The organism is Blastococcus sp. CT_GayMR19 (genome assembly GCF_004570385.1).
Classification (GTDB): Bacteria; Actinomycetota; Actinomycetes; order Mycobacteriales; family Geodermatophilaceae; genus Blastococcus_B.
On record NZ_SPQL01000005.1, the window covers coordinates 146,788 to 160,051 of the forward strand.

A 13,264-nucleotide genomic window follows, 5' to 3' on the forward strand; every position below is an offset into this window, starting at 1 on the left:
CAGCGGACTGTGACCGTTCCGTCACGGCGAGCCTCTGCGGTTCTGTCGGTACCCCCACATACGTTCCGGTCATGCGGCTGCTGCACACCTCCGACTGGCACATCGGACGGTCCCTGCACGGCACCGATCTGCTCGCCGAGCAGGAGGCGGTGCTCGGCGCCCTGGCCGACGTCGTCGCCGCCGAGTCGGTCGACGTCGTCCTCGTCGCCGGCGACGTCTACGACCGTGCGGTGCCCTCCGCGGATGCCACGGCGGTGCTCAGCCGGGTCGTGGCCCGCCTGCGCCGCGCCGGTGCCACCGTCGTGCTCACGCCGGGCAATCACGACTCCGCGCGCCGGCTCGGCACGTTCTCCGAGCTGCTGGCGGTCGGCGGTCTGCACGTGCGCGCCGAAACCTCGCGGCTCGACGAGCCCGTGCTGCTCTCCGACGAGCACGGCGACGTCGCGGTGTACGGCCTGCCCTTCCTCGAGCCCGAGCTGGCGCGGTTCGAGCTCGGCGTCACCACCGCGCGCAGTCACGAGGCGGTCCTCGGCACGGCCATGGACCGCGTGCGGGCCGACCTCTTCCTCCGGCCGGGCACCCGCTCCGTGGTGCTGGCCCACGCCTTCGTCGGCGGGGGTGTGGCCAGCGACAGCGAGCGGGACATCAGCGTCGGGGGCGTCGACCTCGTGCCGGCCTCGGTGTTCGACGGCGTGGACTACGTCGCGCTCGGGCACCTGCACCGCCCGCAGACCCTCAGCCCGCGCGTCCGCTACAGCGGCTCGCCGCTGGCCTACTCGTTCGGTGAGGCCGGGCAGGACAAGCAGGCCTGGCTGCTCGACCTCGACGCGTCCGGGCTCGCCGACGTCCGTGCCGTCCCGCTGCCCACGCCCCGCCCGCTGAGCGTCCTCACCGGCACGCTGTCCGAGCTGCTCGCCGACCCGGCCCACGGCGACGCCGTGGAGCACTTCGTCTCGGCCCGGCTCACCGACCCGGTCCGGCCCGCCGACCCGATGCGGGCGCTGCAGACGCGGTTCCCGCACTGCGTGCATCTGGAGTGGACCGGCAGCGGGGCCGTGTCCGACGGGCGCAGCTACCAGGAGCGCCTGCGCGGCCGCGGCGATCTCGACGTGGCCGGCGAGTTCGTCCGGCACGTCCGCGGCGTGCCGGCCGGCGCCGCGGAACTCGCCCTGCTCGGCCGCGCGCTGACCGCGGCCGACCGCGACGAGGCGGCCCGATGAGGGTCCACTCCCTGGCGCTCACCGCGTTCGGGCCGTTCGCCGACACCGTCGAGGTCGACCTGGACGAGGTCGGCCGCGACGGGCTCTTCCTGCTCTGGGGCCCGACCGGCGCGGGCAAGACCACGCTGCTCGACGGCGTCGTCTACGCCCTCTACGGCACCGTGCCCGGCGCCCGGGGGGAGGAGCGCCGGCTGCGCAGCGACCACACGGGGGACGCCGTGCGCACCGAGGTGACGTGCGAGGTGACGCTCGCCGGCGAGCGGATCCGCGTGATCCGCCGGCCCGAGCAGCAGCGGCCCAAGAAGCGCGGCAGCGGGTCGACGACCGAGCAGGCGAAGCTCACGGTGCAGCGCTGGGCCGGGAGTACCTGGGAGCCCGTCAGCACGCGCATCGACGAGGGGTCGGAGTACCTGCGCACGAGGCTCGGTCTCTCGGCCGAGCAGTTCTGCCAGGTGGTGCTGCTCCCGCAGGGCGACTTTGCGCGCTTCCTCCGCGCCGAGCCCGAGGACCGGGGGCGCCTGCTGCGGACCCTCTTCGACGTCGACCGTTTCGCCCGCGCCGAGGAGTGGCTGGCCACCGAGCGGGCCGCCGCCCGGGCCGCGCTGGAGACCGTCCGCGCCTCGATGAGCACGCTCCTGGCGCGGGTGGCGCAGATCGCCGACGCGGAGGTCCCGGAGGGGCTCGCGCCCGAGCTCGTCGGCGCCGCCCCGGGCGCGCACGTGGACCCGTGGGTGTCCGCCGTCCGGTCGACTGCCCGCGACCGGCTGGCGGCCGCCACCACCGCGGCCGACGAAGCCGCCGAGGACGCGGCGCGGGTGGACGCCGAGCTGACCGCCGCGCGGGCCGTCGCCGACCGGCACACGCGCCGGGACCGCGCCCGCCGCGACCTGGACCGGCTGACCGCGCAGGAGGTCGAGCTGTCTCCCCTCCGGGCGGAGCGGGACGCCGGTCGCCGGGCCGAGCCCCTCCGCGACGTCCTCGAGGCCGCCGGTCGCTCGGCGCTGACGGCGGAGCAGTCCGCGGCCGCTCTCGAGTCCGCCCGGACGGCGTGGTCGGCGGTCGCGGGGGACCGCGACGCCACCTCGTCGCTGTCCCGGTCGCTACGCGACGAGGCGGCGGAGGTGCGTGCCCTCCTGCCGGAGGTCGACCGTGGCACGACGCTGCAGCGCTCCCTCGCCCGGCTGGACGGCGTGGTCCAGCGCCTCACCGGGTGCTGCGAGGAGGGCGCCACGGCAGCGGCGTCCTGGCCCGAGCGGCTGGCCGAGCAGGAGCGGCGCGTCGAGGTCGCCCAGCAGGCGGCCGCCCGGCTGCCGGGGTTGCGCGCGGCAGCCGAGGCGACCGGGGCCGCGCTCACCGCAGGCCGCGCGGCCCAGGACGTGGGGACGACGCTCACCGGGTCCCGCGCGGCCGCCCTGGGTGCCCGCGAGGCCTGGGTGGCGGCACGGGAGCACTGGGTCACCCTCCGGGCGGCCCGGCTCGAGGGCATGGCGGCCGAGCTGGCCGCGCAGCTCGCCGACGGGGCGGACTGCCCCGTGTGCGGCGCCGTCGAGCACCCCCGCCCGGCCACCCATGACGGCCCCGCCGTCACCGCCGCCGACGAGCAGGCCGCCCGCGCCGCCGTCGACCGTGCCGAGACGGCGTCGACGGCGGCCCTCGCGGTCGTCGAGGGACAGGAACGGGAGCTGGCGGCCCTGCGGGCCCGGGCCGGCGAGCGCGCCGTCGCCGAGCTGGCCGAGACGCTCGCGGCGCAGGTCGCCGAGGTCGGGGCCGCGGCCGAGCTGGCCGACGATCTCGAGCCTGCCCGGCGGGCCCGCGCGGCCCTGGTCGCCGAACGGGAGGCCGCAGCCGCCCGCCTGGCCGCCGACCGGGAGGAGCTGCAGGCCCGCACCGCCGAGCAGACCGCCGTCCGGGTGGCGCTGGCCGAGCTCACCGAGCGGCTCACGGCCGTCCGGGGCGAGGACCGGAACCTGCCCGCCCGGGTGCGGCGGCTCACCGACGAGGCGGAGCGGTGCGAGGCCGTCCTCACCGCCGAGACAGACGAGCTCCGGACCAGGGCGGCCGCCGACACCGCCCGGACGACCGCCGGGCAGCGGGCCGTGGAGGCGGGGTTCGCCGACGTGCTGGCCGCGGCCGCCGCCCTGCCGGCCGGCGGCCGGCTGGCCGCCCTCGACCGGAGGATCGACGAGCACGACCGGATGCTCTCGGTGCTCCGTGCCACGCTCGCCGAGCCGGAGCTGGCGGACCTGGGTCCGCGCCCGGACCTCGACGCGCTGGGCGAGCGGTGCGCCGAGGTCACCCGGCGGCGGGAGGACGCCGTCGCGGCGCTGGACCGGGCACGGCGGTGCTCCGCGTCGCTGGAGGCGATCGCCGGTGAGATCACCGCGACGCAGGTGGAGCTCCAGGAGCGCCGCGGCTGGGCCGACCGGGTCGCGGAGCTGGCCGACCTGGCCAACGGCCGGGGCGCCAACACCCTGCGCATGCGCCTGCAGTCGTTCGTCCTCGCCGCCCGCCTCGAGCAGGTGGCGGAGGTCGCGAGCCGGCGCCTGCAGGAGATGTCCGGCGGCCGCTACACGTTCCTGCACAGCGACGCCCAGGGCCGCAACGGCACCCGCGGCGGTCTCGGGCTCGACGTGCTCGACGAGTACACCGGTGTCCGGCGGCCCACCAAGACGCTGTCCGGGGGCGAGAGCTTCATGGCCTCGCTGGCCCTGGCCCTCGGGCTGGCCGACGTCGTCAGCGCCGAGAGCGGCGGCGTGGAGATCGACACCCTCTTCGTCGACGAGGGCTTCGGCACGCTGGACGCCGAGTCCCTCGACGCGGTCATGGGTGTGCTCGACGAGTTGCGCCGCGGGGGACGGACCGTGGGGGTGATCAGTCACGTGGAGGAGCTGCGGACCCGGATCCCCACGCGCCTGGAGGTCCTCGCCGGCCGCAACGGTTCCCGCCTCGCCGGCTGACCTGCGCCGCGGACGGACGCGGCCCCCGGTCGCGTCCGTCGACGCGATCGGGGGCCGGCGGCGTGCGTGCCCGCGGAGCGGTCAGCCCACCCGGGCGTCGACCGCCATCGAGCCGAGCCGCGCCTCGGCGGCACGCGCCCGGTGCTGGTCCGCCGAGCCGACCACGGCCTCGTCGGCCACCGGCACGGTCGGAGCCCCGGCGACGTCGGCCACGGACCGCACGACGTAGATCGGCCGCCGGCGGGCGTCGTCGCCCGCGCGCCAGACGTACTCGCCCATGACGCTCAGGAATCCCAGGTTGAGCCCGCCGGTCAGGAGGACCAGCGCGCCGACGAACCAGAAGCCGGCGCCGCCGGCCGGGAGGGCCGCCACGACCACGCCGACGAGGGCGACGGCGACCGCGACGACGCAGAGGACGGCGCCCAGGTAGCCCGCCACGCGCGCCGGGGCCTGGCTGAACTCGACGAAGGAGTCGACGACCAGCTTGATCTTCTTCGCGTTGGTCCACTTGCTCGTGCCGGCCGGCCGGGCCAGCTGCTCGAAGCCGACGGTCGCCTGGTCGAAACCGGCCCAGGCGACGAGCCCGAAGATGTTCCGGTTGGCCTCCGGCATCGCGTTGACGACGTCCAGGACGGCGCGCGAGACCAGGACGATCGACGGCCCCTCGGCCGGATAGGTCGGGATGGTCGACCAGCGGTGGAACCAGCGCGAGAAGGCGCGGGACATCGCGTTGCCGACACCCTTGGGCACCGAGCGCGTCACCCGGGTGCCCCAGACGACGTCGTGGCCGTCCTCCCAGGTCCGGAGGAAGCGCCCGATGACCTCGAGGGGCTCCTGCAGGTCGGCCGAGAGCGTCATGGCGCAGTCGCCGCGGGACGTGCGGAAGCCGGCGGTGATCGCGGCGTGCGAGCCGAAGTTCCGGGACAGCGTCACCACGCGCGCGGTGATGCCGGTTCCGTCGAGCGCGCTGACCAGCAGGTTCGGGGTTCCGTCGGACGACCCGTCGTCGACGAGGATCAGCTCGAAGCGGTGGTCGGGGTGGCTCGCGCCGATCTGCCGGACCAGCTCGACGAGGCCCTGGACGTTCTCCGCCTCGTTGAACGCCGGGATCACCAGGCTGACGAGCGGCACCTCGGCCGTCGGGCCGACCCCTGCGGGCTGCGGTGTGCGGCGGTGGTCGGTCATGTCCTCAGTTCTCCTGTGTGCCCGGCGGAGTCGGCCAGCTCGTCCGCCGTGCGGTTGCCCGGCTCTCCCTGGTCGCCGGGACCGTCCGCGCTGGTGCGAGCGGCCCGACGGCGCCGCCGCTCGGTCAGGCCCAGACCAGCAGCCAGAGCCAGCCCCAGACCGGCGGCGGCGAGCGACACCGTGGTGCCCGGCGGCGACCAGGCCAGTGTGAGCGTCCCGTCCTCGATGTTGTCGGGGATCTCGACGGTCAGCAGCCCCGCCGGCCCCTGTTCGACCGGCACCTGCCGGCCGTCGATCTCCGCGGTGTAGCCGGGCCAGGCGAGGCGGGCAAAGGTCAGCTCGGCCGCGCCGGAGCCGTCCCGACGGAAGTCCACGGTCTCACCGACGTCCCCCGTGCGCTCGTCGGAGGTGACGGTGACCGGACCGGAGACGTCCGAGAGACGCCCCTGCGTCCACGGCAGCGGCGCCGTCCGCCGCCAGACGTCGACGTACTCGGTGCGCTCGCTGAGCTCCCAGCCCCGGGGGCCGTCGTCGGCCCGGGTCCTGAGCATCTCGCGCTGGACCACGACGGTCTCCACCCGCAGCAGGTCCGCGAGCACGACGTCGGACCCCGCGGGCTCGTCCCAGAGACTCTTCCAGGCGTCCCGGCACGTCGAGCCCTGATAGGCCACGCACTGCTCGGCGTCGAGCACGTTGAACCCGACACCGCTGTAGGCGGTCAGCGACTCGACACCGGCCACCGCGTACATCGACCCGAACAGCATGTCCTGGTAGACCTTCTCCGCGCGCAGGTCGTCGGACTCCACCCGATGCACGTCGGCGATCTGCACGGTCAGGCCGGGGCGGTAGTCGGCGAAGGACTCCTCCATCGCGGCCTCGCTCCGCGGGAACCGGTAGTCGAGGACGTTGGAGTTCATCGGCATCCAGCTGAGCTGGACCACCAGCACCACCAGGGTGCCGCCCATGGCGGTGAGCGCCAGGAGCCGCTGGGAGTGCCGGGCGGCCCGGACGACGACCACCAGGAGCACCATGACCATGACCGCGCTGAACAGGTGGCGGTCCCACTGGACCGGCAGGTCCGACCAGGCGAGCCAGAACCCGGCGAACACCACCGCGACGGTCAGGACCCACCGCTGCCGGGCCCGGGACCGGTGCAGCCCCGCGCTGAGCAGGACGGCGAAGATCACGACGACGCTCAGCCAGAGGTAGGGCACGAGCCGGACCGGCCAGCGGAAGAAGCCGATCTGCGACGGGCCGACGACGATCAGCAGGTTGACGACGCCGAGTGCGTAGACCGCGGTCAGGCGCCGCCCCTGCTCCCGGAGCACCGACCAGCGCACCCACGGCAGCAGCGGCATGACCAGCCAGGAGAGATACAGGGCCGGGAAGCTGAAGACCGTCTCGCCGAAGACGTTGACGTAGGGCTGCAGGGAAGGGGAGCTGAGCCCGAGGACGTCCGACAGCCCGGGGGAGAGGTACTCGTCGTTGTAGGTCCCGGACCCGGCCCGGTAGCTGACCGACGAGGACAGCACGAACGGGAGGTAGGTGCCGACCGCCAGCAGCGCGACCGCGACCCCGGCCACCACGAGACCCCACACGCGCCGGATCTCCCGGTTCATCAGGACGTCGAGGATCAGGGCGGCGAAGACCAGGCCGGTCGACAGCAGGCCGTAGGGATTGCCGGCCGACGCGCAGAGGTAGCCGGCCAGCACCGCCCAGAGCAGGGAGCCGCGGCCGTCCGCCGCGCGCTTGCCGGTCCACAGCACCCACGGGGTCAGCGCCGTCACGGTCAGCCCGGTCACCCACGCGGCGCCGTCCATCCACAGCGTGAAGCCCGACAGCGGCAGGATCGTGCCCGCCAGCGCGGCGACCCACGGGCGGACGCCGTACTCGCGGCACACCAGGTAGGCACCCAGCGCCATCGCGAGGAACATGAAGCCCTTGATGACCAGGGCGGCGATGGCCAGGTCGTCGATGGGCTTGGTGCCCACGTAGAGGCCCAGCAGGAGCGGGTTGAACAGCCCGAAGGCGGCCTCGGCGGCGTAGTTGCCGCCGCGCCACAGCTCCAGGTTCAGCAGCGGCAGCCGGCCCTCGAGCAGGGCATCGGCGGTGTGCCGCCACGCTCCGACGGACGCGCCGGCGGTGTCGTCCCAGTAGTAGAACGTGGGCACGCGCAGCAGCGGCGCGCAGATGCCGAGGAAAACGGCGCCCAGCATCGTCAGCGGGGCCGCCGACTGGTGGCGGGGGTCCCGCCGCGGCGTCGGCTGGGCGGGGAGCGGCTGCGGCCGGCTGTCGGGAAGCGCCTGCGTCGTCGCGGTCACAGGACGGGCTCGGAGGCGCCGGAAGGCTCTTCGGCCCGGATGCCGCGCGCCGACCAGGCCGCCACTCCGGCGGCCAGGACGTCGGCGACCGTCAGGACCAGCCGGGACGCCAGGGCCACGCCGAGCGCGGTGCCGACTCCGCCGAACGGCGAGAGCGAGGCGACGAGCACCGCCTCGCGGACACCGAGACCGGAGGGGGAGGCCACCGCGAGGAGTCCGGCGGTCATCGCCAGGGCGAAGCTGCCGATGGCGTCGGTCAGCGTGGGGCTGAGGTTGCCGCCGGCGCCGACTCCGAGCAGGTAGAAGTGCACCCCGAACAGCGTCCAGGCCAGCATGGACCAGCCCATGATCCGGAGCAGTCCGGTCAGCCGCAGGCGGTGGTTGAGGCCGGCCCGCCCGAGGATCCGCAGGAACAGGTCGACCAGCCGGCTGAGGACCGGGGGGATCGCGCAGATGACCGCGACCGGCGCCAGGATCGCCGCACCCCACACCGCCGCGCCGCCGACCTCGACGAGCGTCGGGATGCCGAACAACCCCAGCAGCAGGGCCGCCGTGGTCGACAGGCCGACGAGCATGAGCGAGGCGGCGAACGAGCGGGCACGCGGGATGCCGGCGCGCAGCGAGAGCTCCATCTGCAGCACGAAGGCCCAGACGCTGCCCGGCAGGTACTTGCCCAGCTGCCCGACGAGGTAGATCTGACCCGCCCGCACCGTGGGCACGTCGTGGTCCAGCTCGCGCAGGACGGCCTGCCAGGCCTTGACGTTCGCCGCGATCGCGGCCAGCGCGGCCAGGAACGAGCCGGCCAGCGTCCAGGCGTTCAGGCGGAGCAGCGTGGAGCGGACGTCGGGCCACAGGCGCACGACCGCGTAGACGATCGACGCCGCGATCGCCAGGGTGATCACGACGCGGATGCCCTTGATCAGGGTGGCCCTCGCGGTGCGGGGAGGGGGGGTCACCAGCTCCGCCCGCACAGGCAGGGTCGTGTCGATAGCCACGCGATTCGTCTCCTCGTGGGCCGGGCCCACGTCGGAGGGGCAGACCAGCGCCGCTTTCCGAGGCTAACAGCGCATTGCTTCTGAGTCACGATTTGTTACTAACGGTAGTCACAGCTTCCTCACGTGGCGCTCGTGCGCGCCCACCACCAGTCGAGCGCGGGCTGCAGCGCGGCAGGTGCCGGCCAGTCGACCGAGAGGTCGATGCCCGACGCGTAGAGCCGGCCCAGGTCCTCGGCGTCGGCGACGTCGAGGCCCGTCCTGGTCATGCCCACGCTGTTGACTCCCTGCACGCGCGCCGGGTTGCCGAAAGCCTTGGCGAACGGCGGCACGTCGCGCGTGACGACCGAGCCCATCCCCAGCATCACCCCGGGGCCCACGACCCGCGTCTGGTGGATGATCGCGCCCATCCCCAGGTTGGCGTTGTCCCCGACGGAGACGTGGCCGCCCATGGTCACGCTGGAGGCGATGACGACGCCGTCGCCGACGTAGCCGTCGTGTCCCAGGTAGACCTTGTTCATCACGTAGCAGTCGGAGCCGATCCGCGTCGTCTTCGCCGAACCCGAGTGCACCGTCGTGTACTCGCGCAGCGTCGTCCCGCTGCCGACCTCCACGCCGGCGCCGACCAGGTCGCCGTCCCAGGCCGCCCCGTGGTCGTGCCGCCGCACCTCGGGTGGCGTGCCGAGCACCACGTGCGGGCCGATCCAGTTGTCGTCGCCGATGGTGCAGGGACCGAGGAGCACCGCGTAGGGGCCCACGACGTTGCCGCTGCCGAGTTCCACACCGGGTCCGACGACGGCCGTCGGGTGGATCCGGTTGGCCATGCATGCCTCCTGTGCGCGACGGTTCCGGCCGGTCCCGGCGGCCGCCGGTCTTCCCCGGGCGAGGGTGCCACGCGGTGCCCGGATCGTGCCGGGTGGTCCCGGGGAGACGGGAGTGCCGGGTGAGCCGGTCGGAGTTGAGGCGTCCGGGCGTCCGGCTACCGTGGGCGGGTCAGATCTGGACGACCGAACGGAAGCAGCTGTCGTGATCCCCATCAGCGTGGTCGACGTCCGTGACGCAGAACCTCTCGTCCTCGAGGTGATCCGATCCGGCGTCATCGCCCAGGGCCCGATGGTCAAGCGGCTCGAGGACGCGTTCGCGGAGATCGTCGGCGTGCGGCACGCGGTCGCGGTCAACAACGGGACGACGGCACTCGTCGCCGCGCTCCAGGTGCTGGACCTGCAGCCGGGGGACGAGGTCGTGACCTCGCCGTTCACCTTCGTCGCCACGCTCAACGCGATCCTGGAGGCGGGCGCCACCGCCCGGTTCGCCGACATCCGCGAGGACGACTTCGCCGTCGACCCGGCGGCCGTGGCCGCGGCCGTGGGGGACCGCGTCAAGGTCCTCATGCCGGTGCACCTCTACGGGCAGACCGCCGACATGGGCCCGCTGATGGACATCGCCCGCGACCGCGGGCTGCACGTCGTCGAGGACTCCGCCCAGGCGCACGGCGCCACCTACGAGGGCAAGGGCGCGGGCTCGTTCGGGACCGGGTGCTTCTCGTTCTACGCGACGAAGAACCTCACGACCGGTGAGGGCGGCATGATCACCACCGACGACGACGGGATCGCCGACCGGCTGCGGGTGCTCCGCAACCAGGGTATGCGCCAGCGGTACCAGTACGAGATGGCCGGCCACAACTACCGGATGACCGACCTGCAGGCCGCCGTCGGCATCCCGCAGCTGGGCCGCATCGACGAGATCGTCGAGCGCCGGAAGAAGAACGCGGCCCGGCTCACCGCCGGTCTGGCCGACGTCGCCGGGGTGACGCCGCCGCGCGAGCTGCCCGGCCGGTCGCACGTCTGGCACCAGTACACCGTCCTGCTGGACGAGTCGGCCGACCGGGATCGGGTCGTCGCCGACCTCGGCGAGGCGGGCGTGGGCGCGGGCATCTACTACCCGAGGACGGTGTTCGACTACGACTGCTACCGCAGCGAGCCGCGCGTCGTGATCGAGGACGTGCCGGTGGCCGAGTCGGTCGCGCGCCGCTGCCTCTCCCTGCCCGTCCACCAGCACCTCACCGACGAGCAGCTCGACACGATCGTCGACTCCGTCCGCCGAGCACTGGGAGCCTGACATGGCACGTCCGCAGATCGCCGTCGTCGGCACCGGGTCCATGGGCTCCCTGCACGCCCGTGTCCTGCACAACTCGCCCCGTGCCGACCTCGCGGTGGTCGTGGAGCCCCGTGAGGAGATCGGCCGGGCGGTGGCCGACCGCTTCGGCGCCGCGTGGGCGCCGGATCTCTCCGAGTTGAGCCGCGTCGATGCCGTCGTGGTGGCCGCCGCGACCCACGCACACCACGACCTCGCCCTGCAGGTGATCGACGCCCGGCTGCCCATGCTGGTGGAGAAGCCGGTCGCCGACAGCCTGGAGAAGAGCCAGGAGATCGTCGACGCGGCGGCCGCGGCCGACCTCCCGCTGATGTGCGGCCTGCTGGAGCGCTACAACAGCGCCGTCGTGACGGCGATGCAGCTGACCCGCGAGCCGGTGCACGTCCGCACGACCCGGCACTCGCCGTACGCGCCGCGGATCAAGACCGGGGTGTCGTGGGACCTCCTGGTCCACGACGTCGACATCGCCCTGCGGATCCTCGGGGACGAGCCGTCGAAGGTCGACGCCACGCTGGGCTACTTCCACCCCTCGTCGGTCCCCGGCGCGGAGGACATGGCCGAGGTGATGCTCTCCTTCCCCGGCGGCCGGCTCACCTCGGCGTCGGCCTCGCGGATCGGCCAGCAGAAGATCCGGACGCTGACCATCACCGAGGTGGACCGCGTCATCGAGGTCGACCTGCTGCGTCAGGGCGTGACCCTCTACCGGCACATCGACGGGGACGCCGCGACGGAGGACGGCCTGGGGTACCGGCAGCAGACCGTCATCGAGATCCCGGCGCTGGTCAACATGGGGGAGCCGCTGGGCGCCCAGCTCAACCGGTTCGTCGACCTCATCGAGGGCACCGCCGACGCCGCCGAGGAACGGGCGTCGATCATGCCGGCGCACCGGGTCATCGGTGAGGTCGTCGCCTCGGCCCCCGCGCTGGTGTGAGCGCGCTGATCTGACCTCTGGACGCAGAAGGGCGGGGGCACCGAGGTGCCCCCGCCCTTCTGCGGTCTCCGGACGCCCGTCAGTCCGGGAACGCCCCGCCGCCCTCCAGCGGCCGGAACGTCACCGTGCCGCCGTCGATGTGCACCGTGGCGATCGGCCGGGCCGGCACGCCGCCGACGACCGTGTAGGGGTCGACGTCCCTGCTGACGACGGCCCCCGCCCCGACCACGCTGTGGTCGCCGATCCGCACACCCATGTTCACGATCGCCCCGGCACCGATGAACACGTGGTCGCCGATGTGCACCGGCGCCCGCTCGACCGTGGGGAACTCCCGCCCCGACACGCACCGACGCACCGACGAGTGCGTGTAGAGGTGCACCCCGCTGGAGATGTCGCAGCCCCTGCCGATGGTCAGCCCGCCGGAGCCGTCGATCATGGTGAAGGCGCCGATCCAGGTGCCCTCACCCACGACCGGCTCCCCGATCACCCACGCGTGCGGGTTGTACGGGTTGGGCGGGAAGGCCGTGTCGTCGTGCGGGACGTCGGGGCGGGTCACCGGGGTCAGACGATCTCGGTCTCGACCAGTTCCTTCATGCCCGTCTGCACGTCGATGGTCGGCTCCCAGCCGAGCACCTCGCGGGCGCGCGTGATGTCGGCGGCCCGCCGCGAGACGAGCACGTCGCGCGGGTTGAACTGCGGCTCGACGTTCACGCCGACGGCGGCGATCAGGGTGCGCGCGAGCTCGGCCACCGTGGTGTCCAGGCCCGTGCCGATGTTGATCGCGACGTTGGCCTTCGCCGGGTCCGTGTCGAGGGCCATGACGACCGAGCGCGCGATGTCGTGCACGTGCACGAAGTCCATCGACTGCTCGCCGCTGCCGTCGATGATCGGCGGCTCGCCGGCCCGCAGGCGCTTGACGAAGTGGTTGATGACCGACGTGTAGTAGGCGGTCGGCTTCTGGCCGGGGCCGTACACGTTGAAGAACCGCAGCCCGATCCACGTCAGGCCGGACCGGCGGGCGTAGTAGTCGAGCAGGTGCTCGCCGGCGAGCTTGGCGATGCAGTAGGGAGTGAGCGGGCTGACCGGGCCGTCCTCCCGCATGGGAAGGGTCTCGGGGTCGCCGTAGACCGAGGCGCTGGAGGCGAAGACGACCCGGTCGATGCCGTGGTCGGCGGCGGCGGCGAACACGTTGTTCTCACCGACGACGTTGATGTCGATGCTCTCGAAGGGGTCGGCCTGGCTCTTGTTGATCGACACGGCGGCAAGGTGGATCACCTTGTCGCAGCCCTTCATGGCGGCGTGGACGGCGCCGCCGTAGCGGACGTCCTGGTCGATGAACGTCACGTTGCCGGTGGCGACCCACTCCGCGACCTTGTCGCGGTCGCCGCGGAACATGTTGTCGAACAGGACGACCTTGTCGCCGCGCTCGAGCAGCATGGGGATGACGTGGGAACCGATGAAGCCGGCCCCTCCGGTGACGAAGACGGTGGACATGGCAGTACTC

The 13,264-nt window shown here is 73.6% G+C and carries 10 protein-coding genes; 4 read left to right on the forward strand and 6 right to left on the reverse strand.

Annotated elements, in window-relative coordinates:
• Positions 1–71: 71 nt before the first annotated feature.
• A complete protein-coding gene (locus tag E4P39_RS09380) occupies positions 72–1,220 on the forward strand; it encodes an exonuclease SbcCD subunit D (protein ID WP_135136189.1) in 1,149 nt (382 codons plus the stop codon).
• Positions 1,217–4,177 carry an AAA family ATPase gene (locus E4P39_RS09385; RefSeq protein ID WP_135136191.1) on the forward strand — a complete coding sequence of 987 codons (2,961 nt, stop codon included), beginning with the start codon at positions 1,217–1,219 and terminating at the stop codon, positions 4,175–4,177. Before E4P39_RS09380 ends, E4P39_RS09385 begins: the two co-directional genes overlap by 4 nt.
• An 81-nt stretch (positions 4,178–4,258) precedes the next feature.
• Here E4P39_RS09385 and E4P39_RS09390 read toward each other — a convergent pair whose 3' ends face one another.
• The 4 genes from E4P39_RS09390 to E4P39_RS09405 all read right to left on the reverse strand — a co-directional run bounded on the left by E4P39_RS09390 (position 4,259) and on the right by E4P39_RS09405 (position 9,499).
• A complete protein-coding gene (locus E4P39_RS09390) occupies positions 4,259–5,362 on the reverse strand; it encodes a glycosyltransferase family 2 protein (RefSeq protein ID WP_135136193.1) in 1,104 nt (367 codons plus the stop codon).
• Positions 5,359–7,683 carry a hypothetical protein gene (locus tag E4P39_RS09395; RefSeq protein WP_135136195.1) on the reverse strand — a complete coding sequence of 775 codons (2,325 nt, stop codon included), beginning with the start codon at positions 7,681–7,683 and terminating at the stop codon, positions 5,359–5,361. The genes E4P39_RS09390 and E4P39_RS09395 overlap by 4 nt, the downstream gene beginning before the upstream one ends.
• A complete protein-coding gene (locus E4P39_RS09400; protein ID WP_167761714.1) occupies positions 7,680–8,678 on the reverse strand; it encodes a lysylphosphatidylglycerol synthase transmembrane domain-containing protein in 999 nt (332 codons plus the stop codon). Before E4P39_RS09400 ends, E4P39_RS09395 begins: the two co-directional genes overlap by 4 nt.
• Before the next feature lie 119 nt (positions 8,679–8,797).
• A complete protein-coding gene (locus tag E4P39_RS09405) occupies positions 8,798–9,499 on the reverse strand; it encodes an acyl-ACP--UDP-N- acetylglucosamine O-acyltransferase (RefSeq protein WP_135136199.1) in 702 nt (233 codons plus the stop codon).
• A gap of 202 nt (positions 9,500–9,701) precedes the next feature.
• On the opposite strand from E4P39_RS09405, the gene E4P39_RS09410 reads away from it, so the two are divergent.
• Together E4P39_RS09410 and E4P39_RS09415 are read left to right on the forward strand one after the other, a co-directional pair.
• Positions 9,702–10,793 (forward strand): DegT/DnrJ/EryC1/StrS family aminotransferase, encoded by a 1,092-nt coding sequence (locus tag E4P39_RS09410; RefSeq protein WP_167761716.1) that lies wholly within the window; start codon positions 9,702–9,704, stop codon positions 10,791–10,793.
• A 1-nt stretch (position 10,794) separates the two neighbouring features.
• Entirely contained in the window at positions 10,795–11,760 is a 966-nt protein-coding gene (locus tag E4P39_RS09415; protein WP_135136203.1) for a Gfo/Idh/MocA family oxidoreductase, read from the forward strand.
• 79 nt (positions 11,761–11,839) lie between these two features.
• Here the strand turns inward: E4P39_RS09415 and E4P39_RS23180 are convergent, their stop codons facing one another.
• Together E4P39_RS23180 and E4P39_RS09425 are read right to left on the reverse strand one after the other, a co-directional pair.
• Positions 11,840–12,316 (reverse strand): acyltransferase, encoded by a 477-nt coding sequence (locus tag E4P39_RS23180; protein ID WP_167761717.1) that lies wholly within the window; start codon positions 12,314–12,316, stop codon positions 11,840–11,842.
• Between the two features lie 5 nt (positions 12,317–12,321).
• On the reverse strand, positions 12,322–13,254 hold the full coding sequence (locus E4P39_RS09425) for an NAD-dependent epimerase/dehydratase family protein (RefSeq protein WP_135136205.1): 933 nt from the start codon (positions 13,252–13,254) through the stop codon (positions 12,322–12,324).
• Positions 13,255–13,264: the final 10 nt, after the last annotated feature.

Coding starts and splice junctions, on each gene's coding strand:
- E4P39_RS09415 (WP_135136203.1), top strand. CDS start 10,795: ATGGCACGTCCGCAGATCGCCGTCGTCGGCACCGGGTCCATGGGCTCC.
- E4P39_RS09390 (WP_135136193.1), bottom strand. CDS start 5,362: ATGACCGACCACCGCCGCACACCGCAGCCCGCAGGGGTCGGCCCGACG.
- E4P39_RS09425 (WP_135136205.1), bottom strand. CDS start 13,254: ATGTCCACCGTCTTCGTCACCGGAGGGGCCGGCTTCATCGGTTCCCAC.
- E4P39_RS09385 (WP_135136191.1), top strand. CDS start 1,217: ATGAGGGTCCACTCCCTGGCGCTCACCGCGTTCGGGCCGTTCGCCGAC.
- E4P39_RS09405 (WP_135136199.1), bottom strand. CDS start 9,499: ATGGCCAACCGGATCCACCCGACGGCCGTCGTCGGACCCGGTGTGGAA.
- E4P39_RS09380 (WP_135136189.1), top strand. CDS start 72: ATGCGGCTGCTGCACACCTCCGACTGGCACATCGGACGGTCCCTGCAC.